24 protein-coding genes are annotated in these 23,175 nt (G+C 71.3%); 11 read left to right on the top strand and 13 right to left on the bottom strand.

Annotation, left to right across the window (positions count from 1 at the left end; genetic code table 11):
- Positions 1–59 precede the first annotated feature (59 nt).
- Positions 60–935: an alpha/beta fold hydrolase gene (locus ACH4VX_RS03815; RefSeq protein ID WP_398365717.1), complete on the top strand. Its 876-nt coding sequence runs from the start codon at positions 60–62 to the stop codon at positions 933–935.
- On the opposite strand, the gene ACH4VX_RS03810 is transcribed toward ACH4VX_RS03815, so the two are convergent.
- On the bottom strand, positions 932–1,966 hold the full coding sequence (locus ACH4VX_RS03810; RefSeq protein ID WP_398365716.1) for an ArsR/SmtB family transcription factor: 1,035 nt from the start codon (positions 1,964–1,966) through the stop codon (positions 932–934). The genes ACH4VX_RS03815 and ACH4VX_RS03810 overlap by 4 nt on opposite strands.
- 70 nt (positions 1,967–2,036) lie before the next feature.
- Between ACH4VX_RS03810 and ACH4VX_RS03805 the strand changes: the two genes are divergently transcribed.
- Complete coding sequence (locus ACH4VX_RS03805; RefSeq protein WP_398365715.1) at positions 2,037–2,945, top strand: aldo/keto reductase; 909 nt, start codon at positions 2,037–2,039, stop codon at positions 2,943–2,945.
- Positions 2,946–3,394: 449 nt separating this feature from the next.
- Here ACH4VX_RS03805 and ACH4VX_RS03800 read toward each other — a convergent pair whose 3' ends face one another.
- On the bottom strand, positions 3,395–4,288 hold the full coding sequence (locus tag ACH4VX_RS03800; RefSeq protein ID WP_398365714.1) for an NYN domain-containing protein: 894 nt from the start codon (positions 4,286–4,288) through the stop codon (positions 3,395–3,397).
- 229 nt (positions 4,289–4,517) lie between these two features.
- On the opposite strand from ACH4VX_RS03800, the gene ACH4VX_RS03795 reads away from it, so the two are divergent.
- Positions 4,518–4,670 (top strand): hypothetical protein, encoded by a 153-nt coding sequence (locus ACH4VX_RS03795; protein WP_398365713.1) that lies wholly within the window; start codon positions 4,518–4,520, stop codon positions 4,668–4,670.
- 108 nt (positions 4,671–4,778) lie between these two features.
- Here the strand turns inward: ACH4VX_RS03795 and ACH4VX_RS03790 are convergent, their stop codons facing one another.
- The 3 genes from ACH4VX_RS03790 to ACH4VX_RS03780 form a co-directional block, all read right to left on the bottom strand.
- Positions 4,779–5,384: a MarC family protein gene (locus tag ACH4VX_RS03790; protein ID WP_398365712.1), complete on the bottom strand. Its 606-nt coding sequence runs from the start codon at positions 5,382–5,384 to the stop codon at positions 4,779–4,781.
- A gap of 52 nt (positions 5,385–5,436) precedes the next feature.
- Complete coding sequence (locus ACH4VX_RS03785) at positions 5,437–6,294, bottom strand: PHP domain-containing protein (protein WP_398365711.1); 858 nt, start codon at positions 6,292–6,294, stop codon at positions 5,437–5,439.
- A gap of 119 nt (positions 6,295–6,413) precedes the next feature.
- Entirely contained in the window at positions 6,414–7,055 is a 642-nt protein-coding gene (locus ACH4VX_RS03780; RefSeq protein WP_398365710.1) for a DUF6758 family protein, read from the bottom strand.
- 166 nt (positions 7,056–7,221) lie between these two features.
- Between ACH4VX_RS03780 and ACH4VX_RS03775 the strand changes: the two genes are divergently transcribed.
- Complete coding sequence (locus ACH4VX_RS03775; RefSeq protein ID WP_398365709.1) at positions 7,222–8,472, top strand: MFS transporter; 1,251 nt, start codon at positions 7,222–7,224, stop codon at positions 8,470–8,472.
- A gap of 30 nt (positions 8,473–8,502) precedes the next feature.
- On the opposite strand, the gene ACH4VX_RS03770 is transcribed toward ACH4VX_RS03775, so the two are convergent.
- On the bottom strand, positions 8,503–9,087 hold the full coding sequence (locus ACH4VX_RS03770; RefSeq protein ID WP_398365708.1) for a suppressor of fused domain protein: 585 nt from the start codon (positions 9,085–9,087) through the stop codon (positions 8,503–8,505).
- Between the two features lie 496 nt (positions 9,088–9,583).
- Here ACH4VX_RS03770 and ACH4VX_RS03765 point away from each other — a divergent pair, with 496 nt between their 5' ends.
- Both ACH4VX_RS03765 and ACH4VX_RS03760 read left to right on the top strand, forming a co-directional pair.
- The gene (locus tag ACH4VX_RS03765; protein ID WP_398365707.1) at positions 9,584–10,705 is read left to right on the top strand and encodes a magnesium and cobalt transport protein CorA; all 1,122 of its coding nucleotides are present in this window, start codon (positions 9,584–9,586) and stop codon (positions 10,703–10,705) included.
- A gap of 23 nt (positions 10,706–10,728) precedes the next feature.
- Complete coding sequence (locus ACH4VX_RS03760) at positions 10,729–11,244, top strand: hypothetical protein (RefSeq protein WP_398365706.1); 516 nt, start codon at positions 10,729–10,731, stop codon at positions 11,242–11,244.
- Here the strand turns inward: ACH4VX_RS03760 and ACH4VX_RS03755 are convergent.
- Positions 11,241–11,993, bottom strand: coding sequence for a hypothetical protein (locus tag ACH4VX_RS03755; RefSeq protein ID WP_398365705.1), 753 nt, complete (start codon positions 11,991–11,993; stop codon positions 11,241–11,243). The genes ACH4VX_RS03760 and ACH4VX_RS03755 overlap by 4 nt on opposite strands.
- Before the next feature lie 214 nt (positions 11,994–12,207).
- Here ACH4VX_RS03755 and ACH4VX_RS03750 point away from each other — a divergent pair, with 214 nt between their 5' ends.
- Genes ACH4VX_RS03750 through ACH4VX_RS03740 form a run of 3 tightly spaced genes read left to right on the top strand, consistent with a single transcriptional unit; the run spans position 12,208 to position 15,266 of the window.
- Positions 12,208–13,491, top strand: a complete 1,284-nt coding sequence (locus ACH4VX_RS03750) for a magnesium transporter MgtE N-terminal domain-containing protein (protein ID WP_398365704.1) — start codon at positions 12,208–12,210, stop codon at positions 13,489–13,491.
- Positions 13,481–14,089 (top strand): DUF1003 domain-containing protein, encoded by a 609-nt coding sequence (locus tag ACH4VX_RS03745; RefSeq protein WP_398365703.1) that lies wholly within the window; start codon positions 13,481–13,483, stop codon positions 14,087–14,089. The genes ACH4VX_RS03750 and ACH4VX_RS03745 overlap by 11 nt, the downstream gene beginning before the upstream one ends.
- 43 nt (positions 14,090–14,132) lie before the next feature.
- A complete protein-coding gene (locus ACH4VX_RS03740) occupies positions 14,133–15,266 on the top strand; it encodes an Mrp/NBP35 family ATP-binding protein (RefSeq protein ID WP_398365702.1) in 1,134 nt (377 codons plus the stop codon).
- A 79-nt stretch (positions 15,267–15,345) separates the two neighbouring features.
- On the opposite strand, the gene ACH4VX_RS03735 is transcribed toward ACH4VX_RS03740, so the two are convergent.
- The 5 genes from ACH4VX_RS03735 to sigE form a co-directional block, all read right to left on the bottom strand.
- Positions 15,346–16,020 carry a hypothetical protein gene (locus ACH4VX_RS03735; RefSeq protein WP_398365701.1) on the bottom strand — a complete coding sequence of 225 codons (675 nt, stop codon included), beginning with the start codon at positions 16,018–16,020 and terminating at the stop codon, positions 15,346–15,348.
- 224 nt (positions 16,021–16,244) lie between these two features.
- Positions 16,245–16,682, bottom strand: a complete 438-nt coding sequence (locus ACH4VX_RS03730; RefSeq protein WP_398365700.1) for a sec-independent translocase — start codon at positions 16,680–16,682, stop codon at positions 16,245–16,247.
- A 127-nt stretch (positions 16,683–16,809) separates the two neighbouring features.
- Positions 16,810–18,777: a trypsin-like peptidase domain-containing protein gene (locus ACH4VX_RS03725; RefSeq protein WP_398365699.1), complete on the bottom strand. Its 1,968-nt coding sequence runs from the start codon at positions 18,775–18,777 to the stop codon at positions 16,810–16,812.
- 130 nt (positions 18,778–18,907) lie between these two features.
- The gene (locus tag ACH4VX_RS03720; protein WP_398365698.1) at positions 18,908–19,873 is read right to left on the bottom strand and encodes a zf-HC2 domain-containing protein; all 966 of its coding nucleotides are present in this window, start codon (positions 19,871–19,873) and stop codon (positions 18,908–18,910) included.
- Complete coding sequence (sigE, locus tag ACH4VX_RS03715; protein WP_398365697.1) at positions 19,870–20,529, bottom strand: RNA polymerase sigma factor SigE; 660 nt, start codon at positions 20,527–20,529, stop codon at positions 19,870–19,872. The genes ACH4VX_RS03720 and sigE overlap by 4 nt, the downstream gene beginning before the upstream one ends.
- A 276-nt stretch (positions 20,530–20,805) precedes the next feature.
- On the opposite strand from sigE, the gene ACH4VX_RS03710 reads away from it, so the two are divergent.
- Positions 20,806–21,504, top strand: coding sequence for an O-methyltransferase (locus ACH4VX_RS03710; RefSeq protein ID WP_398365933.1), 699 nt, complete (start codon positions 20,806–20,808; stop codon positions 21,502–21,504).
- Positions 21,505–21,603: 99 nt separating this feature from the next.
- Here ACH4VX_RS03710 and ACH4VX_RS03705 read toward each other — a convergent pair whose 3' ends face one another.
- Positions 21,604–21,771, bottom strand: a complete 168-nt coding sequence (locus ACH4VX_RS03705; protein WP_069086806.1) for a DUF3117 domain-containing protein — start codon at positions 21,769–21,771, stop codon at positions 21,604–21,606.
- 379 nt (positions 21,772–22,150) lie between these two features.
- Between ACH4VX_RS03705 and ACH4VX_RS03700 the strand changes: the two genes are divergently transcribed.
- The gene (locus ACH4VX_RS03700) at positions 22,151–22,954 is read left to right on the top strand and encodes an enoyl-CoA hydratase/isomerase family protein (RefSeq protein WP_398365696.1); all 804 of its coding nucleotides are present in this window, start codon (positions 22,151–22,153) and stop codon (positions 22,952–22,954) included.
- Positions 22,955–23,175: the final 221 nt, after the last annotated feature.

Genomic DNA, 23,175 nt, shown 5'->3' with positions numbered 1-23,175 from the left:
CCGGTCCCACACCCGTGGGGCCGGGCCGTCGGCGTGTCCGCACCCGCTACCCTCACCCCGTGACCAGCCACTCCCCCTCCGCCCCGCCCACCGGCGCCCGCACCCGCCGACTCCGTACCTCACGCGGGGAGTTCGCCGTCGTGGACGTGCCACCGGCCGCCGGAGTCACGGTGCGGGGGGTCGCGTTGCTGCTGCCCGGATACACCGGCAGCAAGGAGGACTTCACACTGGTGCACGAGCCGCTCGCCGCGCGCGGCTACCGCACCGTCGCCGTGGACGGGCGGGGCCAGTACGAGTCGGACGGGTCCGAGGACGACGAATCCGCGTACGCGCAGGAAGAGTTGGCGCGGGACGTGCTCGCGCAGGCGAACGCGGTCGGTGCGCCCGTGCACCTCGTCGGACACTCGCTCGGCGGCCAGATCGCCCGCGCCGCCGTCCTCCTGGACCGCTCCCCCTTCCGTTCGCTCACGCTCATCTCCTCCGGCCCCGCCCGGATCTCCGTCTCCCAGGAGCAGCGCGTGAAGCTGCTGCGGGACGCGCTCGCGGTGATGTCGATGGCGGAGTGCTGGGAGGCGATCCTGGCCATGGGCACGCCCGAGGAGGTGGGCGGTCCGGCGCGCGGGCTCGGTGGTCAGGAGTACCTGCGGCGTCGCTGGCTGGGCACCAGTCCCGTGCAACTACTGGCCACTGGAAGGCAGTTGTGCACAGAACCGGACCGGGTCGCGGAACTGGCCGCCGTACCCCTGCCGTTCCACGTCCTGTCCGGGGCCCGCGACGACACCTGGCCGGTGCCGGACCTCGACGAGATGGCCCTCCGCCTCGAGGCGCACCGCACCGTCGTCGACGGGGCCGAGCACTCACCCACCGTCGACCGTCCCGCGCCGACCGCCCGCGCCCTCGCCGGCTTCTGGGACGGGCTTACGGCCATCCCTTAGTGGTCGGCTCCGGAAATCCTTCGGGGGTTGACCGGGTGTTGGGTGGATGTGGCGTTGAGGAGAGTCTCGGCTGCGGTGGTGCGGGCGTAGAGGACGGAGCGGCCGGCGCGGTGGGCGCTGACCAGGCCCGCGTTGCGCAGCGCGGTGAGGTACTGGGAGACCCCGGCTGGGGAGAGCCCGGTGCGGTGAGCCAGGTGTGTGGTGGAGGCCGGGGTCTCCAGCTCGGTCAGCAGCAGGGTTCGCGAGCGGCCGAGTACGGCGGCGAGGGCGTCGGCCCGGGTGATGCGCCGCGGCTGCCACAGCGAGCCGACACCGCGCGCCGGATAGGCGAGTTGCGGTGGATCCGGTGGTGTCGTTCGGGTGCGAAGCCTCGGTCCGGTGAAGGCCGAGGGGATCAGCAGCAGTCCCGTGCCTGCCGTTTCACGGGTCAGCGGCTGCTTGCGGCGGGCCATCCGCAGTCCGCCTGCGTCCCAGTTCACCGAGGTGTGCAGGTCGTTGAAGAGACGGCCCGCGCCGTGCTCGGCGACCATGCGGGCCCGGTAGAAGACGTCGGCGTCCAGCACCGTCCGGATCCGCGCCCAGTACGGGGCCAGCGCCAGCTCCCAGTACGCTTCAAGTTCATCTGTGACCTTCGCCAGGCGTGTCTCCGGGGCGGCGTGCAGCATCCGCAATCGGGGGCCAAGGCCGCCCTGGTGGCGGGCCAGATGGTCGAGGTCCTGGCGTACCCGGTCGGTGGGCGCAGCCCGGATCGCCTGCCACTCCGCCTTTGGCGTGGGAGCAGGCCCGACGGGGGCTGGGTTGAGGAAGTCGGGGACGTAGCCGGTGGGCGGGATCAGCTCGGAGAGCCAGCCCCGGTCCAGTCCGGCGGCCACCACGCGTGGCTGTACCTGGTCGATCCAGGGCCGGTGGACCAGATGCGCGGCGTGGGACCGCAGCAGCCGGAAGCTGGGCGCCACCTCCCACATCGGTGAGACGGCGAACCGCACCTGCGCCAGATCGCTCGCCGAGAACGACAGCTCCGCCAGGATCACCACTCCTCAATGGATTCAGCTATGTGTGAATCAATGGCGGCTCAGCCTATCGTGCGGAGATCATCCCGCTATGACCTCACAGATGATCAACGCGGCGGCAGCGGGTGCGTGGGAGCTCGGCGATCGCACGGTCAACCGGATCGGTTTCGGCGCGATGCGCCTGCCCCAGACCGGCGAGGCGTTCGCGGCCGATGCCGCCCTGCGCGACCGTGACCAGGCAATCAGCGTGCTGCGCCGCGCGGTCGAGCTCGGCGTGAACCACATCGATACCGCCGCGTTCTACTTCTCACCGCTGCGCAGCGCGAACGAGCTGATCAACCGGGCGTTGGCCCCTTATCTGGACGACCTCGTCATTACCACCAAGGTCGGACCCGGCCGCAGCCCTTCGGGTCAGTGGCTGCCGCACGCCACTCCCGAGCAGCTGCGCGGCCAGGTCGAAGAGAACCTGCGCCAGCTCGGCCGCGACCACCTCGACGTGGTGAACCTGCGCATCGTCGGCACCGACTCGATCGCCGAACGCTTCGGCGCACTCGCCGAACTGCGCGAGGCCGGACTCATCCGTCACCTGGGCCTGTCCAACGTCCGCCCCCACCACCTCGCCGAGGCCCAGACCATCGCGCCCGTGGTCTGCGTGCAGAACATGTACGGCATCGGCGCATCACCGGAACAGAAAGAATTCCTGGACCTCTGCGGTGAACAGCACATCGCGTTCGTGCCGTTCTACTCGATCGCCGGCACCGGACGCACAGCCGGCGCGACCACCGGCGACAACGACGAGATGCTCGCCATCGCCCGCGCTCACGGAGTCAGCACGGCTCAGATCCGGCTGGCCTGGACACTCCACCAGGGCCCTCACGTCCTGGCCATCCCCGGCACCGGCGACCCCGGCCACCTCGCCCAGAATGTGGCCGCCGGCTCCCTGCGCCTGTCCGAGGACGAACTCACCGCCCTGAACTCCCTTCGCCACGAAACAGTATGAACAGGCTCCTCGGCGCTGCGATCCGCTTCCGCCGGCCGGCTTGACCGCCGTGTCTGCTCCTGCCGCGCGTCCGACAGTCCTTGCCGCCGAGCGGCGACGGCTGAAGAAGTCGGCCTTCGGTGTCGGCCAGCACCGTGCGCCGCCGGCTCCCCCGGGACGCACTCAAGCCCTGGCAGCACCGCTCCTGGATCTTCATTACCGATCCGCAGTTCCGCACGAAGGCCGAGCGCGTGCTGGACCTGTACGCCCGAACCCGGCGGGGCGAGCCCTTGGGCGAGGACGAGTACGTCATCAGCGCGGATGAGAAGGCCTCCATCCAGGCCCGCTGCCGTTGCCACCCCACCCTCGCGCCCGGCCGGGCCCGACCGGCATTCCGCCGATCGCCCAGAAGAATCCTCGTTCCACCTCACAGCTTGATCAACCCCCGAAGGACTTCCGAGGCTGACCACTTAGTACTGCGCCTGCAAGTGGTCCCAGAACCCGTCGCGCAGGGCGCGCCGCAGGTCCGCCTGGCCGCGCAGGGAGTACTGCAGCAGCCCCTCCGCCTCGACCAGGAGGTCCTGGTCGACGGATCCGGGCAGATAGGGATGGCCGGGAAGCAGTTCCACCAGCGTGTCCCGGCCCCGCGCGACCAGCCATTTCGCGGCGATCTGCGCGCCGACGAACCGGACGTCCTCACGGGCGGGCCGGCTCGTCGCGGACTCGTACGGCGCTGCCGTGCGCCGGGAGACGTACGGCTTGAAGAAGTCCAGGTCGAGCGTGCGCTGACTGTCGACCTCCCAGAGCAGCGGTTCGGCCTGGTTGCGGCCCTCTGGGGCCTCGATGCCCCAGAGGTGGACCCGGGCGCCGTACCCCTGGGCCGCCTCGACCGCCGAGACGAGGTCCTCGTCGCCGCCGAGCAGGGCGGCGTCGCTGATGGCGCGGTGCCGGGCCAGTGACTCCAGGTCGCTGCGGATCAGGGAGTCGACGCCCTTCTGCTGGTTGTTGGCGTTGAGGTTGCCGAGGCGGACCTTGACGTCCGGGAGTTCGGCGATGGACTGCTGTTCGGCGGTGTGGATGCGGCGTCTGGCCCCGTCGTACCAGTAGACCCGCAGCAGTCTGCTGTCCGCGAAGATGGTGCGGGCGCGGTCGATGAGCGCGTCGATGAGTCCCTCGGCGTCGAGGTCGAAGGCCCGGCGGTCCTCCGTCCCGGCCACGAGCCGCCCCGCGGCGGCGTACAGATATCCCGCGTCGACGAAGATGGCGTGCGTCGAGGGCGTCTTCGCCACCTCGGCGAGCATGCGCTGGAGCAGCTCGTTGGTGCGGTCGATACGGGCGTGCAGAGCCGCGAGGTCTTCGTTCATCGCCTCCATTGTCCCGGTGGTCACGCTACGAACACAACCGGTCCCGGTCGGTCTCCTTCGAAACCCTTACCGGTCAGTATTTAGTCAATCGAAAAATTTCCTTAGCGTAGGGAATGTTTGTACCGCGCAGGGCGTTGAACTCGTCATGGAACAGGGGCCCGAGTGGCCCGTGGGCCGCCCACCGAGTAGTTCTCCTTCAGGAGGATGACCAGACGAAGGGAGAAGCCCCTTGCGCTTCGAAATCATGCGACTCGACGACGTCGACGGCACCCCCGTGGACACCACCGTCGTGGACGCCGCCTCCGTCAACCGCATCGTTCAGCAGGCCGCCGCCATCGGACAGCGCCTGTGGATCCGCCCGGCCAACACACCGGCCTCATAACGCGCGGCGCGCGGGACACCGGCCACACGGGCCGGGTCCCCGAGTACGTACGCACCGGAGCCCCCGCACCGTCATCGGTACGGGGGCTCCGCGCGTCCGGCGCCGGGGTCAGCCGCCCCGGATCACCTGGGTGACGCCGTTGATGATCTGCTGCACGGCGATCGCGGAGAGCATCATGCCGGCCAGGCGCGTCACCAGGACCACGCCGCCGTCCTTGATGACCCGGATGATCAGCAGCGAGTACCGCATCACCAGCCACAGCACGACATGGATGGCGAGGATCGCCGACCACACCGAGACCTGCCCGGTGAGGCCGTCGGCCTTCTGCACGGCGAGGATGACCGACACGATCGCACCGGGCCCCGCCAGCAGCGGCATGCCCAGCGGGACCAGCGCGACATTGACGTCCTTGGTCTGCTTGGGCTCGTCGGTCTTGCCGGTGAGCAGGTCCAGCGCGATCAGCAGGAGCAGCAGCCCGCCCGCGATCATCAGCGCGGGCACCGACACATGCAGGTAGGCGAGGATCTGGTGGCCGAGCAGCCCGAACACGGTGATCACGCCACCGGCGACACAGACGGCCTGGAAGGCCATCCGCTTCTGCGCCTTGGCCGGCCGGCCGGCGGTCAGGGCGAGGAAGATCGGGGTGATCCCAGGGGGATCCATGATGACAAAAAGGGTCAGGAAGAGAGAGCCGAAGACGGCGACGTCGAGCATGACAGCCTTGCTGAGGTACGAATGAGGAAAGGTGGGGAGCGGAGGGGAAGCCTCAGACTCCGCCGGCCCCCGGCACCGGGAACGCCCCGGTCGCGCGCCGCGTGATCTCGCCGTACACCTCGGGGTCCGTCGTGAACTCGCCGAGGACGCAGGTCTTCCGGCTGCCGTGGTAATCGCTGGAGCCGGTCACCAGGAGCCCCAGTTCCCTCGCGAGGCCGCGCAGCCGCGCCCGGGTCTCCGGGTCGTGGTCCATGTGGTCGACCTCGATGCCGTCGAGGCCGGCCTCGGCCAGCTCGGCGATCGCGGACTCCGGCACGGTCCTGCCCCGCTTGCTCGCGGCGGGGTGCGCGAAGACGGCGACCCCGCCCGCGTTCTTGACCAGCCGCAGGGCCTCGAAGGGGTCGGTCTCGTGCTTCTCCACGTAGGCCCGGCCGCCGTCGGCCAGCCACCCCTGGGTGAAGGCGTCGTTCACGGTGGGCACGACGCCCAGCTCGACGAGCGCGCTGGCCACATGGGGGCGGCCCACCGAGCCGTCACCGGCGATCCGCGCGACCTGCTCCCAGGTGACCGGCACGCCCAGCCCGTTCAGCTTGGCGACCATGCCCTGGGCCCGCGGCACCCGGTCGTCCCGGACCAGCTCGCGCTCGGCGAGCAGCGCGGGCTCCTCGGGGTCGAAGAGGTAGGCCAGCATGTGCATGCTGATGCCGTCGAGCCGGCAGGAGAGTTCCGCTCCGGGGACCAGCGTGAGCCCCGCCGGGAGCACGGAGAGCGCCTCGGCATGCCCGCGGGTGGTGTCGTGGTCGGTCAGCGCGATGACGTCGAGACCGGCGGCGGCCGCCTTGCGGACCAGCTCGGCCGGCGTGTCCGTACCGTCGGACGCGGTGGAGTGGGTGTGCAGGTCGATACGCACGACGCATTACTCCAAGCGGTGACGGACGGACGGGGACGCTCCAGGATAACCGGATTTTCGCACGTCCCCTGTCACACCCGAACCCGCCGTGCACCCCCTACCGGCCCGCCGTGCGGCGTCTACGCCTCCAGCAGGCGCGGTGACAGCGCACCGCAGGGCACCAGCTCCACCTCGGCCCCCGCGTCCCGCAGATCGGCCAGGACCAGCTCGTCGTACATCAGCATCCCGGACTGCTCCGGCCACACCACCGCCCACAGCCACATCCCGAGCGCCTCGCCCGCGAAGACGGCGCGGTCGTCCGGCGTCTTGGCGACGTGCCAGAGCGGGGTCGGGCGGCCGGCGGCCAGCACCTTGGCCTGGGGTGGCTTCTCGACGTTCATGTACGGCCCCGGGTCGGGGCCGTCGATGCCCGCGTACCGCGCGCCGAGGCCCACGCCGAGTTCCTCGGCGACCAGGATGAGCTCACCCATGCCGCCGAGCGGTCCCGGCCCGGTGCACGCGACGGCGGTCGCCCGGCCCCCGCCGCGGTCGTCGCCCGCGCTGGCCACGCCCGTGAACAGCCAGCCCACCGGCAGTGGCCACGGCATCCACACCGGCACCTTCGTGCGGTGCACGACGACTTCGAGGGCCTCGACACTCGGCGGTATCACGGGCTGCAGCGGGTGCACGATGCCGTGCACAGCGCACTGCCAGGCATCCGAGAAGAGGCCGGGAGCCCTGACCCGGCCACCGCACTTCGGGCAACTGGGTTCGCCCCTCATAGGCACCCACGGTCCTACCCCTGCCGCGCCACGTCAAGGACGATCACCCGTCCGGGCGGAACCGGCCGCGCGGAAACTGCATGTAGCTTGCACTAATTAGCCTTGCTAATTTATTGTGTGTATAGACCAACCATCCGTTCAGTCATGTCCCGGGACGGGAGCACCCATGGACGACCCCCGCGGCCCTCACGACCCCTACGACACGGGATCGGGCGGCATCCTCCGCCAGCCGAAGTCCGTGTGGGCGACAGCCGGCGCGTCCGTCGTCGCCTTCATGGGGATCGGGCTCGTCGACCCGATCCTGCCCTCCATCGCCAAGGGCCTCGACGCCACCGCCGGGCAGGTCTCCCTGCTCTTCACCTCGTACTTCCTCATCACCGCGCTCGCGATGCTGGTGACCGGCTTCGTCTCCAGCCGCATCGGCGGCCGGAAGACCCTGCTGCTCGGGCTCGCGCTCGTCGTGGTCTTCGCCGGGCTGTCCGGCACCTCGGGATCGGTCGGCGAGCTGGTCGGCTTCCGGGCGGGCTGGGGGCTCGGCAACGCGCTGTTCGTCTCGACGGCCCTCGCGGTCATCGTCGGCGCGGCGGCCGGAGGCAGCGCGGCGGCCATCCTGCTGTACGAGTCGGCCCTCGGCCTCGGCATGGCCTGTGGGCCCCTGCTGGGCGCGCTGCTCGGCGACGCGAGCTGGCGCTACCCGTTCTTCGGCACGGCCGTCCTGATGGCGGTCGGCTTCCTGTGCATCGCGGCGTTCCTGAAGGAGCAGCCGAAGCCCGCCCGCAAGACCTCGCTGCTCGACCCGGTCAAGGCGCTCGGGCACGGCGGACTGGCGTCCGCGGCGGTCTCGGCGTTCTTCTACAACTACACGTTCTTCACCGTGCTGGCCTTCACGCCGTTCGTGCTGGACATGTCCCCGTACCGGTCGGGCGCGGTGTTCTTCGCCTGGGGCGTGCTGCTCGCCGTCTTCTCGGTGCTCGTCGCCCCCCGGCTGCAGAAGCGGTTCGGCTCGCCGAAGGTGCTGGGCGGCTCTCTTCTGCTGCTCGCGGTGGACGTGCTCGTCCTCGGCTACGGCGACCACACCACGGCCGTCGTCTGCACCGTCCTGTCCGGCGCCCTCATCGGCGTGAACAACACGGTCTACACCGAGCTGGCACTCGGGGTGTCGGACGCGCCGCGGCCGGTGGCGAGCGCCGGGTACAACTTCGTGCGGTGGTTCGCGGCGGCCGCCGCGCCCTTCTTCGCGCCGAAGATCGAGGAGTGGACCGATGTCCACGTCCCGTTCGTGGTCGCGGCGGTCACGGCGGCGCTGGGCGCGCTGGTGGTCGTCGTACGGCGCCGGGCGCTCAGCCTCCCCCACGGCAGAGGAGCCGCAGCCGCACCGCGCCACGCCGAGGACGAGGCCGCCGTCTTCACCAACTGACCGGCTCCGGAACGGCGTTGGTGACCTTGATCACTTCAGCGGCACGGACCTGCGGGACGGATCCCGGAGGTCCGTGCCCTGGTTCAGCCAGCGCTCCTGGAGGGCCTGGGCGCCGTGCACCCGCTTCCAGGCGGCCTCGTTCGGGGTCATCGGCAGCAGCGGCAGGAACCGTACGGGGTCCAGGGGCTCGTCGAGCTCCAGGTCCTCCACCAGGCCGCCCGGCTCGGCGACCAGCACCGAGGTGAACGGGGCGCCGGGCCACAGCGGTTCGCCCACGTCGAGCGAGGCGCCGGGGACCACGACCACTCCCTCGACCTGCGGGGACGCGGCCAGCACGGCGAGCGGGCGGAGCACCTTGTCGGTGTCGGCGACCCCGCCCCGGACGGACAGCACCAGCTCGACGCGTGGACCCTTGACCGGGTCCGCGATCACCGCCGTGGGGTCGGCCATGGGCTGCGCGGACATGCCGAGGGTGGCGTAGCGCACGATGTCGCCCTCGTGGAAGCGCAGCACCTCGATGCGGTCCGTGCCCAGGAAGGTGACCGCCGCGCGGGCGTCCGGTTCGCCCAGCGTCGTACGCAACCGGGCCTCGACCAGAGGAAGAACATCAGCCATGCGGCGAGCATAGAACTCGTCAGTACCGGGCAAAGCAGAGCCTTGACATGGCAGTCGGCTGATACGCTTGGCCGGTGGTTCGGGCAGCACGCAGAAGCGTCCGATCGCCCCGAACGCCTGTGTGACACTCCCCATTCGAGGGGGGAATCCCCAAGGGGATCGTGGATCGTCCCTCACGGGGGACCGGCCGGAGGAGGTGGGGCTGGCATGGACCGAAGTCGACCGTGCAGTAGCACCCGCTCTTCCGCCCGTTGATGCAGCTGCTCCTGTCTGGCTCCCGCCTTTCGTCCGCGCGTCTTCATCGGAAGAGCACTTTGTTTCGTTCTGCCTGATCTGCCCCAGTAGCTGTATCAGCGACGAAGCCCGCCACCGCGACGGTGCGGTGCTCCCCGCTTTGTGGACGCGCCAAACATCCGCAGTCCAGGACGTCCTCATTCCGGGTTGTTCCACCCGTCGTTGCGGCGCCTTTCGTTGCCTGTCCGCGAAGGAGCCCGCCATGTCGATGATCCGCGACCTGCGCGCCGTGGTCCGTCCCTCCTCCCGTGTCTCGCTGCGCAAGGAGAGCGGCCCGTACGACACCACCCGTGACCCCACGACGACCACCGCCGTCGTCGACTGCGCCGTCTACCGCGACGGCCGCCGCCTGGTGACCGAGGGCGGCCCGCTCACCCCGCACGAGGCGATGCGGCTGGTGCGCCGTGACGGAGGCTTCGTGTGGATCGGTCTGCACGAGCCGAGCGAGGCCGAATTCGCCGGGATCGCGCGGGAGTTCGGGCTCCACCCGCTGGCCGTGGAGGACGCCGTCCAGGCCCACCAGCGGCCCAAGCTGGAGCGCTACGACGACTCGCTGTTCACGGTCTTCAAGACCGTCCACTACATCGACCACGACGAGCTCTCCGCCAGCAGCGAGGTCGTCGAGACCGGTGAGGTGATGTGCTTCACCGGCCGGGACTTCTTCATCACCGTCCGGCACGGCGGGCAGGGCTCCCTGCGGGCCCTGCGGCACCGCCTCCAGGACGACCCCGAGCTGCTGGCCAAGGGCCCCTCGGCGGTGCTGCACGCCATCGCCGACCATGTGGTGGACGGTTACATCGCGGTGGCCGACGCGGTGCAGGACGACATCGACGAGGTCGAGACGGAGGTCTTCTCGCCGGGCCGCAAGGGCACCCCGCGCGGCACCGACGCCGGACGGATCTACCAACTCAAGCGCGAGGTCCTGGAGTTCAAGCGGGCCGTGTCCCCGCTGCTGCGGCCGATGCAGCTGCTCAGCGAGCGGCCGATGCGGCTGATCGACCCGGACATCCAGAAGTACTTCCGGGACGTGGCCGACCATCTGGCCCGGGTGCAGGAGCAGGTCATCGGCTTCGACGAACTGCTGAACTCCATCCTCCAGGCCAACCTCGCCCAGGCCTCCGTGGCGCAGAACGAGGACATGCGGAAGATCACCTCGTGGGCCGCCATCGTCGCCGTACCGACGATGGTGTGCGGGGTGTACGGGATGAACTTCGACTACATGCCGGAGACCCACTGGAGGTACGGCTACCCGGTGATCCTCAGTGTCACGGTGGCCATCTGTCTGGGCATCCACCGCACGCTGAAGCGCAACGGCTGGCTCTGAGCGCCCCTGGTTAGGCTGGGCCCATGACAAGTGCGCTGCTCGACCGGGCCCTCATCGAGGAGGCCACGAAGAAGTCCGGCCTCGTCTGGGTCAGGGGGCCCGGCGTTCCGCCCCGCGCCCTGTGGCACGTGTGGCACGAGGGTGCCGCGTGCGTGATCGGCGACGGGCCCGGCGAGCAGCCGCTGCCAGGGCTGGCCGACGGCGTGTCCGCCGAGGTGACGGTCCGCAGCAAGGACAAGGGCGGCCGGCTGGTCTCCTGGACGGCGACGGTCGTCGAGCTGCCGTCCGGTTCCGAGGAGTGGGCGGCGGCGGTCGCCGAGCTCAAGGGCAAGCGGCTCAACGCGCCCGACGGCGAGGCGATGACCGGGCGCTGGGCCCGCGAGTGCCGGGTCCTGCGCCTGGAGCCGACCGGGGCGACGGCCCCGCTCCCCGACGGCTCCCTGGCCGAGGCCCCCCTGCCGACGCCGGTGACGACCCGGCGCCCCGCCCCGGCGGGACTGCCCCGGCTGCTGCTGAAGAGGAAGCGGCGACGGGCCTAGGAGGTCGGGAGCTGCTTGCCGTAGTCGAGAGTCTCGCCCTTGGCCGGTTCCTTCAGTTCGAAGTCGGTGCCCCAGGACGAGAAGGTGAGGGTGCCCGCCTTCCCGGCCCGCACCAGGCGCACCGGGTACGGCTTGCCCTCGAGCGAGACGTCCAGGGTGCCGCCGGAGCCCTCGTCGCCGGTGACGCGGATGGTGCGTACGCCCGACTGCTCGTGGTGGCCGTCCGTGGCCAGCTCGCCGTGCAGGGTCAGCAGACCGCCGAGGAGGACGTTCTTGTCCGTGAAGCCGATGAACTTCTTGTACGACGGATCGCTCTGCGGCACCTTCACATACTTCTCGGCGAGCTTGCCGGCCGCCGCCGCGTCCGCCTCGCCGTCCTTCTCGCCGTCCTCGTGACCCCAGAACTCGGCGCCTGCCTTCAGGTACAGCTCGTCGTCGACCCGCAGCAGGCGAAACGTCTCCCCCTCGGTGGTGACCGAGCCGACGCCGCCCTGCTCCTTCAGCCGCATGTCGAGCGTGTACGTGCGTCCGCTGGTGACCACGGTGCCGTGCAGCCGTACGGTGCCGACCGACTCGGCGGCCTTCTGGGATCTGCTCCGGATCTGGTCGGCGGGCAGTCTGCCGACACCGTTGGTGCCCTCGTTCGGATCCTCGGAGCATCCCGTGAGCGCCGTCCCCGTCACGAGCAGCGCGCACACGGCGCCGGCCAGCGTGGCCCTGCGGGAACGGCCCTGGGAGATCGGAATCACAGGTGGGCTGCCTCTCTGACGGGGGACCTGAACGGCGTACCGCAGGGTACCGGGGCCGGGTGGACCCGGCGGAGCCAGTCCGTCCGGACCGGTCGCCGGCGCACGGCCGATCGGTACGGGCTAGCCTGAAGCCCACCCGAGCGGGCAATTCGGAAAACAAGCGCAGCAGGCGGTACCCGCGACGAGAACACCCGCACGGAAAGGAGTGGCGGCCATGGCAGGGGGCGCCCCCCGGTTCTTCGTCTCGCACGTCTCCGGTGTCGCCGTCTTCGATCCGGCCGGCGACCAGGTGGGGCGCGTGCGCGATCTGGTCGTCATCCTGCGGCCCGGCCGGCGTCCGCCGAGGCTGCTCGGCCTGGTGGTCGAACTCTCCACCCGCCGCCGCATCTTCCTGCCCATGAACCGGGTGACCGCCGTGCAGTCCGGCCAGGTCATCACGACCGGAGTGCTCAACGTGCGGCGCTTCGAGCAGCGGCCCACCGAGCGGCTCGTCTTCGGCGAGCTGCTCGACCGGCGGGTGACGCTCGTGGAGAGCGGCGAGGAGGTCACCGTCCTCGACCTGTCGGTGCATCAGCTGCCGGCCCGCCGCGAGTGGGAGATCGACCGCGTGTTCGTGCGCAAGGGGAAGAAGGGCGGCGCGTTCCGGCGCGGCAAGGGCGAGGCGCTGACCGTCGAGTGGTCCGCGGTCACCGGGTTCTCCCTGGAGGAGCAGGGGCAGGGCGCCGAGAACCTGCTCGCCACCTTCGAGCAGCTGCGCCCCGCCGACCTCGCCAACGTCCTGCACCACCTCTCCCCCAAACGCCGCGCGGAGGTGGCCGCCGCCCTCGACGACGACCGGCTCGCCGACGTCCTGGAGGAGCTGCCCGAGGACGACCAGATCGAGATCCTCGGCAAGCTGAAGGAGGAGCGCGCCGCCGACGTTCTGGAGGCCATGGACCCCGACGACGCGGCCGACCTGCTCGGCGAGCTGCCCGAGGCGGACAAGGAGCGGCTGCTGAGCCTGATGCAGCCCGACGACGCGGCCGACATGCGGCGCCTGATGTCGTACGAGGAGCACACGGCGGGCGGTCTGATGACGACCGAGCCGATCGTGCTGCGGCCCGACGCGACCGTCGCGGACGCCCTCGCCCGGATCCGCGAGCCGGACCTCTCCCCCGCGCACGCCGCGCAGGTCTACGTCTGCCGCCCGCCGGAGGAGACGCCCACCGGCAAGTACCTGGGCACGGTCCACTTCCAGCGCCTGCTGCGCGACCCCCCGTACACGCTGGTCGGCTCGATCCTGGACGACGACCTGCAGCCTCTGGAGCCCGACGCCGCGCTGCCCGTGGTCGCCGGGTTCTTCGCCACGTACGACATGGTGGCGGCGCCCGTGGTCGACGAGGCGGGATCGCTGCTGGGCGCGGTGACGGTGGACGACGTACTGGACCACATGCTGCCCGAGGACTGGCGGGAGACCGAGTTCCACTTCGACGAGGGGGCGGTGACCGATGGCTCCTGAGCGCGACGGCGTGCGAGAGCGTGTGCCGGCGGGTGCCACGGCCGCCGGACGGCCGCGTACGCCCCGTCTGGACCAGCCACGCCCTCCCCGGCGCCGCATCCTGCCCGAGTGGGACCCGGAGGCCTTCGGGCGGCTCTCGGAGAGCGTCGCGCGGTTCCTGGGCACCGGACGGTTCATCGTCTGGATGACGGTCGCCATCGTCCTGTGGGTGGTGTGGAACGTGTCCGCACCGAAGGAGCTGCGCTTCGACGAGTACCCGTTCATCTTCCTGACGCTGATGCTGTCCCTGCAGGCCTCCTACGCGGCTCCGCTGATCCTGCTCGCGCAGAACAGGCAGGACGACCGGGACCGGGTCAATCTGGAGCAGGACCGCAAGCAGAACGAGCGGTCCATCGCGGACACCGAGTATCTGACCCGGGAGATCGCCGCCCTGCGGATCGGGCTCGGGGAGGTGGCCACGCGGGACTGGATCCGTTCGGAGCTCCAGGACATGGCCAAGGAGCTGGAGGGACGACAGAACGGACACAAGGACCATCAGGGATCATTCCCGATGATGCGGGCGGAACACCCGCCGGGACGTGACGCAGACGACCGCTGACGTACTTACCGCCGGGTGCACCCGGCGCCGTACCATCGTGCCTATGGCTACGGAAGACGCGGTGCGCGAGGCACTGGCGACAGTGAACGACCCCGAGATCAACCGGCCCATCACCGAGCTCGGCATGGTCAAATCGGTGGAGATCGGGGCGGACGGGGCGGTCGCGGTCACCGTGTACCTGACGGTTTCCGGCTGTCCCATGCGGGACACGATCACGCAGCGCGTGACGGACGCGGTCTCCCGGATCGAGGGCGTCACCCGGGTCGACGTGACGCTGGACGTCATGAGCGACGAGCAGCGCAAGGAGCTGGCGACCGCCCTGCGCGGCGGCCAGACCGAGCGCGAGGTGCCCTTCGCCAAGCCGGGCAGCCTGACCCGGGTCTACGCGGTCGCGTCCGGCAAGGGCGGCGTCGGCAAGTCCTCGGTGACGGTGAACCTGGCGGCGGCGATGGCGGCCGACGGGCTGAAGGTCGGCGTCGTGGACGCCGACATCTACGGCCACTCGGTGCCGCGCATGCTGGGCGCGGACGGGCGTCCCACCCAGGTCGAGAACATGATCATGCCGCCGTCGGCGAACGGCGTGAAGGTCATCTCCATCGGCATGTTCACCCCGGGCAACGCCCCGGTGGTGTGGCGCGGCCCGATGCTGCACCGCGCGCTGCAGCAGTTCCTGGCGGACGTGTACTGGGGCGACCTGGACGTGCTGCTGCTCGACCTGCCGCCCGGCACGGGCGACATCGCGATCTCCGTCGCCCAGCTGGTGCCGAACGCCGAGATCCTCGTCGTCACCACGCCCCAGCAGGCGGCGGCCGAGGTGGCCGAGCGCGCCGGGTCGATCGCCGTGCAGACGCACCAGAAGATCGTCGGTGTGGTCGAGAACATGTCCGGCCTGCCCTGCCCGCACTGCGGCGAGATGGTCGACGTGTTCGGCACGGGCGGCGGCCAGTCGGTCGCCGACGGCCTGACCCGCACGACCGGTACGAACGTGCCGGTGCTCGGCTCCATCCCGATCGACGTCCGGCTGCGCGAGGGCGGCGACGAGGGCAAGCCCGTGGTGCTGTCCGACCCCGACTCCCCGGCGGGCTCGGCGCTCCGCTCGATCGCCGGCAAGCTGGGCGGCCGGCAGCGGGGCCTGTCGGGCATGTCCCTGGGAATCACCCCGCGCAACAAGTTCTGAGGGTCCGTACGCGGAAGGGCGCCGTCCGGTGTGGACGGCGCCCTTCCGCGTGCCCGCTCGGGCGCCTTCGCGTACCCGCTCAGGCGTCGTACGCGGTGATGTCCTTCACCACGGCGAAACCGAGGCCGTACGCGCTCATGCCCCTGCCGTACGCGCCCACGTGCACGCCCGCCTGCGTGGAGCCCGCGAGCACCCAGCCGAACTCGGACTCCCGGTAGTGGAACGGCGTCGGCACCCCGTCCACGGGCAGGGACAGCGTCGACCAGTCCGGTCCCTCCAGATCGTCCGCGAGGACCCAGGCGGTCTCCGTCTGCTGGTCCAGCCAGTCGTCGCGCAGGGAGTGGTCCATCTGGCCGGGCCAGGTGAAGGACAGCAGCCCCACCCCGGCGAGCCAGGCGGCGGAGGAGACCGAGGTGGCCTCCAGCAGACCGGTGCCGTCGGCGCTGCGGCGCACCGGGTTGGCGGCCACGGTCACCACGACCGCGAACCTCTCCTTGGTCTCCTGGTCGGTCCCGGCCGTGTACTCGCTGCGCACCGAGGGCTCGTCGCCGTGCCCGACCGATCCGTGCTCGACGGCCCCCTCGGCCGCCAGTCCGACCTGCATCAGCCAACGCGGTCCCGTGAAGGCCTCGTCGAGGCCGTACCAGGGGAAGGGCGCACGCAGGTAGCCGTCGACCGTACGCCGGGCGGAGCGGACGTGTCGTCCTTCCTCCGCGGCCGGCGCCTGCGCGACTGCCCGACTCGTCGTCTCCATGCCCGGACGCCTCCTCAGCTCTCGTCGGACCGGGCGGCCCGCCCCCCTTCGGGCGTACTCGTCCGTTCCGCACAACAACTCGGCAGCATAGCCACCTTGCCGCCACGGGCCGGGAAACCGCCCGGCGCGTGGGCCGCGCGGACGCCCTGATCAGGCCGTGCGCAGACCGGGTGGAGTATGAAACGCGTCACGTACGCGAGGGCGTGCGCTCCGGCACGTCCGGCTCAGGTGGCGTCCGCGTCGAAGGGCGGGCGGCCGTCGGCCGCCGGCGCCTCGGGCTTCTTGGTCATGTCCACGCGGCCACCGGTGGAGCCGGAGGAGGAGGACGAGGAGTCGGCGTCGCGGCCGTGGACGGCGTCCGTGACCTCGGCCATCTCCTTCTTCAGGTCGAAGCCGTTACGGATCTCCTTGAGCCCCAGGTCGTCGTTGTCCAGCTGCTTGCGGATGAACGCCTTGGGGTTGAGGTCCTCGAACTCGAAGTCCTTGAACTCCGGGCCGAGCTCCTGCCGGATGTCCTGCTTGGCGCTCTCCGAGAAGTCCCGGATCTTCCGGATCGTGCGCGTCACGTCCTGGATGACCTTGGGGAGCTTGTCCGGACCGAAGACGAGCACGGCGAGGACGATGAGCGTCACCAGCTCGAGCGGTCCTATGTCATTGAACACCTGAAGCTCCTCGCGATGCCTTCGGTCCTCGGTCCTCGGGGCGGCCTGCGGTCTTCCGTGGTCCGGGCCGGGTCCACGGTACCCGGCCACCCCGTGCGACCGGTACCGCCCCGAGGGCCCATCTGCCTCAATCGCCCTCCGAGGAACCGAGCGTCAGGATGACCGTCCGCTCGTCGCCGTCCCGCTCCAGGGTGAGTTCGAGGTGGTCGCCGGGGCGGTGGGCGCGGGTCTTGACGATGAGTTCCTGACCGGAGTGGACACGCCGGCCGTCGACCTCCGTGATGACGTCACCGGCCTTGATCCCGGCCCGGGCGCCGGGGCCGCCGGTGCTGACCGAGGGCCCGCCGTCACCGCCCTTGGCTGCGACACGGGCACCGTCGCCGCCGTACTCCATGTCGAGGGTGATGCCGATCACCGGGTGGGCGGCCTTCCCGGTGTTGATCAGCTCCTCGGCGACGCGCTTGCCCTGGTTGATGGGGATGGCGAAGCCGAGTCCTATGGAACCGGCCCGACCGGCGTCCGGGTCGGCGCCGCTGTCGGCGGAGCGAATGGCCGAGTTGATGCCGATCACGCGGGCCTTGGCGTCGAGCAGGGGGCCACCGGAGTTGCCGGGGTTGATCGGCGCATCGGTCTGCAGGGCGTCGACGTACGACACGTCGCTGCCGTCGCCCTTCTCGCCGCCGGCGGTGATGGGCCGCTCCCTGGCGCTGATGATGCCGGAGGTGACGGTGCCGGCCAGGTCGAAGGGGGCACCGATGGCGACGACGGGGTCACCGACCCGCACGTTGTCGGAGTTGCCGAGCGGCAGGGGGGTGAGTCCGCTGACGCCCTTCACCTTCACGACGGCGAGGTCGTAGCCGCTGTCCCGGCCCACGACGGTGGCTTCGGCGGTGTCGCCGCTGTTGAAGGTGACGGTGATCTCGCCGTCGTCCCCGGCGGGTTCGACGACGTGGTTGTTGGTGAGGATGTGGCCACGCCCGTCGAGCACGAAGCCGGTGCCGGTGCCGGCCTCGCCGGCGCCGCTGACGTGCAGCGTGACGACGCTGGGCAGTGCCTGTGCGGCGATTCCGGCGACGCTGCCGGGGTCGCGTCCCGACGCCTCCTTGCCGGCCTGCGGCAGCTCCACGGTGCCCATGCCGCCGTTGCGCTCCAGATACGTGCCGACGATTCCGCCGATACCACCGGACACGAGCGCGAGCACCAGCGCGGCCCCGACGAGCGCCCGGCCGCGCCGCCGCTTCCCGTCGACCACGACATGCCCGGCCTGCTGCAACGGCGCGGCCGCGGCAGCCGCCGCCCAGGGGTCGTAACGCCCCCAGGGATCGGCGGCCGGGGTGTCCTGGGCGTCCGGGCGCGACTGCGCGGGGACGGCGGGCGCCATGGGAGCCCCGTGCAACCCCACGTCCGCCACGGTGGGCGCACCTGACACGGACGTGCCGTGCGGTACGGGCGTGGTCTGCGCCGCTGTGCCCGGGCCCGAGGGAGGCGCCGGGGGTGTGTACTGCGGCGCGGGCGCCGCGTCCGGGGCCGAGGGAGACGCCGGGGGCGCACCATGCGGTACGGGCGTGCCGTGCGGCACCGTGTCCAGGCCCGAGGGAGGCGCCGGGGGTGTGTACTGCGGCGCGGGTGCGGAGTGGGGCGCCGCGTCCGGGGCCGTGGGAGGGGCCGGGAGCGTCATGCCGTGCGCGGGTGTCGTCGCCGGGTGCTGTACGGGCGGGGCGGGTGCCCAGGGGCCCGGTTCGCCGTACGGCGGGGTGCTGTAGGGGTCGGGGTCGTGCAGGGGTCTCCGCTGCTCGGGGGCGGGGGGCTCGAAAGCCACCTGCGACGGGACCGGGACGGCCGGGGACGCGGACCCGACGGAGGCGTCGGCAGGGGCACCGGATGCCACGGGCTCCGGGGCTCCGGGGGCGGGCTCGAGGGGCTGGTCCTCGGGGCCCTCGGGCCGCAGGGGGCGGTCCAGTTCGTAGTCGCCCCGGTGGTCGTCGGCGGCGGCGGCCGGCTCGCGGTCCGGACGGGCCAGTTCGAAGTCGCCGTCATGTCCCTCGGGACGCGTGGTCGGCTCCTCCCCCGGTGGGCCCGGCTTCCCCTCGTTCATGCTCTCCCCACGGCTGGACACGGCACCGCGTGACGGCGGTGGCCGCGAAACTACTGGCTCGGCACCCGGCTGGGCCTGGGCGCGCCCCCTGGATTCAATCAGGTTCGCGCGCCCCTGCGCACTGGACGGTTCAGCGGGATGTCGGCGTGGGGACCGGCGTCGTGCCGGCGGTGACGAGGCCGGGGTCCTTGAGCCCGGCGGAGACGGCCCACGTGGTCAGGGTGAGCGGCGGGGTCGAGGTGAGCGGTCGTATCAGCGGGGACATGGCCGTCGCACCGCCCGTCACCGGCGTGCCCGGTGTGGGGTGGCGCTCCGTCGGCGCCGGGATCCCGGGCAGCAGCGGCGCGGAGACCGCGGTCGGGGCGACCGGGGTGTCCGCGGGCGCGCTCCGGCCGGTCGCCTCGCCCAGCGGCGGTCCCACGCCGCGGCGCCGCTGGGACTCGGGCATCACCGCGCCCGCGCCCGTGCCCTGCGTACGCGTCGGCGTGACATTGCTGCCCTTGCCCGCACCACGCGCCTCCGTGTCGGCGGGCATGCCCGTGGTGACCCCGCCGAGCGCGATCGCGGCCAGCGACACCGCCCCGGCGGCGACGAACGCGAACCGCAGCCCGCGGGAGGACGGCCGGTCGGTCTCATGGCGGCCGACGTCATGGATGGCGAAGCCCCGGCCGACCGCCGCGGCCGCCGGCAGCGCGGGCTCGTGCCGCCGGACGGGCTCGTACGCGAACTCGAAGCGCTCACTCCGCCTGGCCCCGAAGACCCCGGATCCCCCGCCGAACCGCCCCGACGTACCACCGGACAGCCCTCCGCCACCCAGCGGCGGGCCGCCGTCGCCGAGGTCGCCCCCGGCCGGCAGCCCCTGGAGGCGGGCCAGGAAGCTCTCGGAGGGCGGCGGCGGAGCCGCCGCCGCGAAGACGTTCTTCAGACGGCGCTGCGCGTCCACCTCCACCTTGCACTTCGCGCAGGTGGCGACATGCGCCAGTACGCGCTCACGCGCGTCATGACCGAGCTCCCCGTCCACCAGGGCGGAGAGTCGGTCTCCCAGGTGCTGCTCTGCGAGGTGTCCCTCGGAGGACTTCGGCTGTGAACCGCTCACGCGCTCGCGCCCCCTCCTCCCAGTGCGGGAACACGCGGCACGAAGGAGCGGCGCTCCGCGCGCGCCTTGGGCGAGCGGTGCGCGAGGGCCTTGCGCAGCTGGGAACGGCCGCGGTGGATCCGGGACCGGACGGTGCCGAGCTTGACGCCCAGGGTCGCCGCGATCTCCTCGTACGACAGCCCCTCGATGTCGCACAGGACGACGGCGGCGCGGAACTCGGGGGCGAGGGTGTCGAGGGCCTGCTGGACGTCCGCGTCGAAGTGGGCGTCGTTGAAGACCTGCTGGGGCGTGGGCTCCTTGCTGGGCAGCCGCTCGGCCGCGTCGTCGCCGAGCGCGTCGAAACGGATCCGCTGCTTGCGGCGGACCATGTCCAGGAAGAGGTTGGTGGTGATGCGGTGCAGCCAGCCCTCGAAGGTGCCCGGCGTGTACGTCGACAGGGAGCGGAAGACGCGGACGAAGACCTCCTGGGTGAGGTCCTCGGCGTCGTGCTGGTTGCCGGTGAGGCGGTAGGCGAGCCGGTAGACCCGGCCGCTGTGCATGCTGACGATCTCCTCCCAGGTGGGCGGAGTCCACGCCTGCCCGTCCGCGTCGGTCGAGAAAGTCGCGGTCTGGGCCGGGTCGCCGGCGTGGTCGTGGTCAGCAGCGGTGTTGTTCACGGATTTCGGCCTGCCCGCCGATCCGAGGAAACGCCGCAGCACTCCTACGCGATCCACAGGCGCAGCCGCACCTCCCCTATCAGCTCTGGTGGTGTCCAGTGGAGCCCCTACCATAGCCACCTCGCCCGTTAACTCCGGATAAGCGGTTTTACGAGAATTTGATCTGGGCTGCCACGGCTCGTACGGCTGCGTCAGCACTTGCTCGGCGCCCTCGTCCACTACCTGTCCCCCGTCACGGCACACGCCACTTGCACATCCCTTTAAACGACCGGTCCCATCTGCGGGTTCCCGACGCCAACGGATACAGTCACGCCGAGGCTTCCACGGGGACAGGAGAGGGTCATTACCGCCAACCGGCAGACGAGCTGGGCGTTCTCCGACGCCTATGTCGCCGAGGACGAAGCGCTGCACCGGGCCCGTGACCGGGCCCGTGACGCAGGGCTGCGCTCGGTGTCGCCCGGCACGGGCGCGGCGCTGCGGTTGCTCGCCGCCAGCGTGGACGCCAAGGCGGTCGCGGAGATCGGCACCGGCTGCGGGGTCTCCGGGATCCACCTGCTGCACGGGATGCGGCCGGACGGGGTGCTGACCACGGTCGATCAGGAGCCGGAGCACCAGCAGTCCGCCCGCCAGGCCTTCCGCGACGCCGGTTTCGCCGGGAACCGGGCCCGCTTCATCCCGGGCCGCGCGCTGGACGTCCTGCCCCGTCTCGCGGACGCCGGCTACGACCTGGTCTTCTGTGACGGCGACCGGCAGGAGTACCAGGACTATCTCGCCGAATCGTTGCGTCTGCTGCGCCCGGGAGGTCTGGTCGCCTTCGAAGGGGTCTTCGCGAACGGACGCACGGTGGACTCCGGACCGCAGCCCACGGAGGTGCTGCGGCTGCGGGAGCTGGTGCGCGCCGTGCGCGAGAGCACGGAACTGGTGTCGTCGCTGCTGCCGGTGGGAGACGGGCTTCTCTGCGTCGTCAAGCGGTGACCGACGGACCCGGTCCACGCCCCCTGCCGGTACGCGAAACAGCCGCCCCGGCACCGCGTGCGGCGCCGGGGCGGCTGAAAGGGTATGGTCGCTTGCGCGTCAGCCGACGACCTTCTTGAGGGCGTCGCCGAGCGCGCCGGCCTCATCCGGGGTCAGCTCGACGACGAGCCGACCGCCGCCTTCGAGCGGAACTCGCATGACGATGCCCCGCCCCTCCTTGGTCACCTCGAGCGGGCCATCACCCGTCCGCGGCTTCATGGCCGCCATGCTCGTTCCCCTTCCTGAAACCCAGCTAAACCGTCTGAGCCGACGGCCCACTGAAGGGCACCTGCGGTCCTTGAAGCAGGACACACGCCACCGGCATCGAACACATTGCTTCCAGGCCATTATCCCGCATGGCAGGACCCGATGACCAACATCAGTCGGCATCGCTTGGGCAACGCGCGCGAGCAAAACCACTCAATTCGGCGATGTGACTGCGATACTGCGCCGCCTCGCACACTCCCGGCGACCGGAAACGGCCAGGAATCGTTTGACGCAGGTCACACGTCGGCCGTCCGCCACGATCGGTGATCTCCGTCATGCTGTCTGGCAGACGGGACGTACCGGCCGGTAGGTCCCGAGCCGTCACACGGAGGGATACGCCATGGCCGACACCGTGCTCTACGAGGTGAGCGACGGACTCGCGACGATCACGCTCAACCGCCCGGAGGCGATGAACGCGCTGAACGTCGCGGCGAAGGCCGCCCTCCGGGACGCGGTCCGGTCCGCCGCGGACGACGACGCCGTACGGGCCGTGCTGCTGACCGCGGCCGGGGACAGGGCGTTCTGCGTCGGACAGGACCTCAAGGAGCACATCGGGCTGCTGATCGAGGACCGGGAGACCGGTTCGGGGCAGACGATGAGCACGGTGCGCGAGCACTACAACCCGATCGTGAAGGCGCTCGCCGGGGCCGCGAAGCCGGTGGTCGCGGCGGTGAACGGGGTCGCGGCGGGCGCCGGCTTCGGCTTCGCGCTGGCCGCGGACTACCGGATCGTCGCGGACACGGCGGCGTTCAACACCTCGTTCGCCGGGGTCGCGCTGACCGCGGACTCCGGGATCTCCTGGACGCTGCCGCGCGTGATCGGCCCCGGGCGCGCCACCGACCTGCTGCTCTTCCCGCGCAGCATCTCCGCGCAGGAGGCGTACGAACTGGGCATCGCCAACCGGCTGGTCCCGGCGGCGGAGCTGCGCGCGGAGGCGGAGAAGGTGGCGCGGGCGCTGGCCGAGGGGCCGACGGTGGCGTACGCGGCGCTGAAGGAGTCCGTGGCGTACGGGCTGAGCCACTCGCTGGAGGAGGCCCTGGAGAAGGAGGACGAGCTCCAGACCCGGGCGGGCTCCTCGGAGGACCACGCGATCGCGGTGCGGGCGTTCGTGAACAAGGAGAAGCCGAAGTATTCGGGTCGTTGACCCCTCGTACCCGGTGCCGGGGCGGGCCGGTCCAGGGGCTCCGCCCCCCCGGACCCCCGTATCGGATGCTGTGGGCGGATCCCGTCACCGTTCGGTGAGGGGAGCGGTTCTCCCGGAGTGACGCCGTCCACGCGGTGTTCCGCTGGGAGAAACGCTCCCATCGTGTTGCGGGGGCGGGTGCCCGGCGGCCGTCCGACGAATCCGCCGACGGCACCCCCCGT

It is taken from the genome of Streptomyces sp. NPDC020731 (assembly GCF_044334705.1).
Classification (GTDB): domain Bacteria; phylum Actinomycetota; class Actinomycetes; order Streptomycetales; family Streptomycetaceae; genus Streptomyces.
Note: the sequence above shows the minus strand (reverse complement) of the source record. Positions and strands in the feature narration are given on the sequence as shown.

Excerpts from the sequence above, each read along its gene's own strand:
- ACH4VX_RS03765 (WP_398365707.1), top strand. The coding sequence starts at position 9,584 with ATGTCGATGATCCGCGACCTGCGCGCCGTGGTCCGTCCCTCCTCCCGT.
- ACH4VX_RS03725 (WP_398365699.1), bottom strand. The coding sequence starts at position 18,777 with ATGAACGAGGGGAAGCCGGGCCCACCGGGGGAGGAGCCGACCACGCGT.
- ACH4VX_RS03705 (WP_069086806.1), bottom strand. The coding sequence starts at position 21,771 with ATGGCGGCCATGAAGCCGCGGACGGGTGATGGCCCGCTCGAGGTGACC.
- ACH4VX_RS03805 (WP_398365715.1), top strand. The coding sequence starts at position 2,037 with ATGACCTCACAGATGATCAACGCGGCGGCAGCGGGTGCGTGGGAGCTC.
- ACH4VX_RS03775 (WP_398365709.1), top strand. The coding sequence starts at position 7,222 with ATGGACGACCCCCGCGGCCCTCACGACCCCTACGACACGGGATCGGGC.
- ACH4VX_RS03800 (WP_398365714.1), bottom strand. The coding sequence starts at position 4,288 with ATGAACGAAGACCTCGCGGCTCTGCACGCCCGTATCGACCGCACCAAC.
- ACH4VX_RS03750 (WP_398365704.1), top strand. The coding sequence starts at position 12,208 with ATGGCAGGGGGCGCCCCCCGGTTCTTCGTCTCGCACGTCTCCGGTGTC.
- ACH4VX_RS03735 (WP_398365701.1), bottom strand. The coding sequence starts at position 16,020 with ATGGAGACGACGAGTCGGGCAGTCGCGCAGGCGCCGGCCGCGGAGGAA.
- ACH4VX_RS03760 (WP_398365706.1), top strand. The coding sequence starts at position 10,729 with ATGACAAGTGCGCTGCTCGACCGGGCCCTCATCGAGGAGGCCACGAAG.
- ACH4VX_RS03740 (WP_398365702.1), top strand. The coding sequence starts at position 14,133 with ATGGCTACGGAAGACGCGGTGCGCGAGGCACTGGCGACAGTGAACGAC.
- ACH4VX_RS03770 (WP_398365708.1), bottom strand. The coding sequence starts at position 9,087 with ATGGCTGATGTTCTTCCTCTGGTCGAGGCCCGGTTGCGTACGACGCTG.
- ACH4VX_RS03790 (WP_398365712.1), bottom strand. The coding sequence starts at position 5,384 with ATGCTCGACGTCGCCGTCTTCGGCTCTCTCTTCCTGACCCTTTTTGTC.
- ACH4VX_RS03700 (WP_398365696.1), top strand. The coding sequence starts at position 22,151 with ATGGCCGACACCGTGCTCTACGAGGTGAGCGACGGACTCGCGACGATC.
- ACH4VX_RS03780 (WP_398365710.1), bottom strand. The coding sequence starts at position 7,055 with ATGAGGGGCGAACCCAGTTGCCCGAAGTGCGGTGGCCGGGTCAGGGCT.
- ACH4VX_RS03745 (WP_398365703.1), top strand. The coding sequence starts at position 13,481 with ATGGCTCCTGAGCGCGACGGCGTGCGAGAGCGTGTGCCGGCGGGTGCC.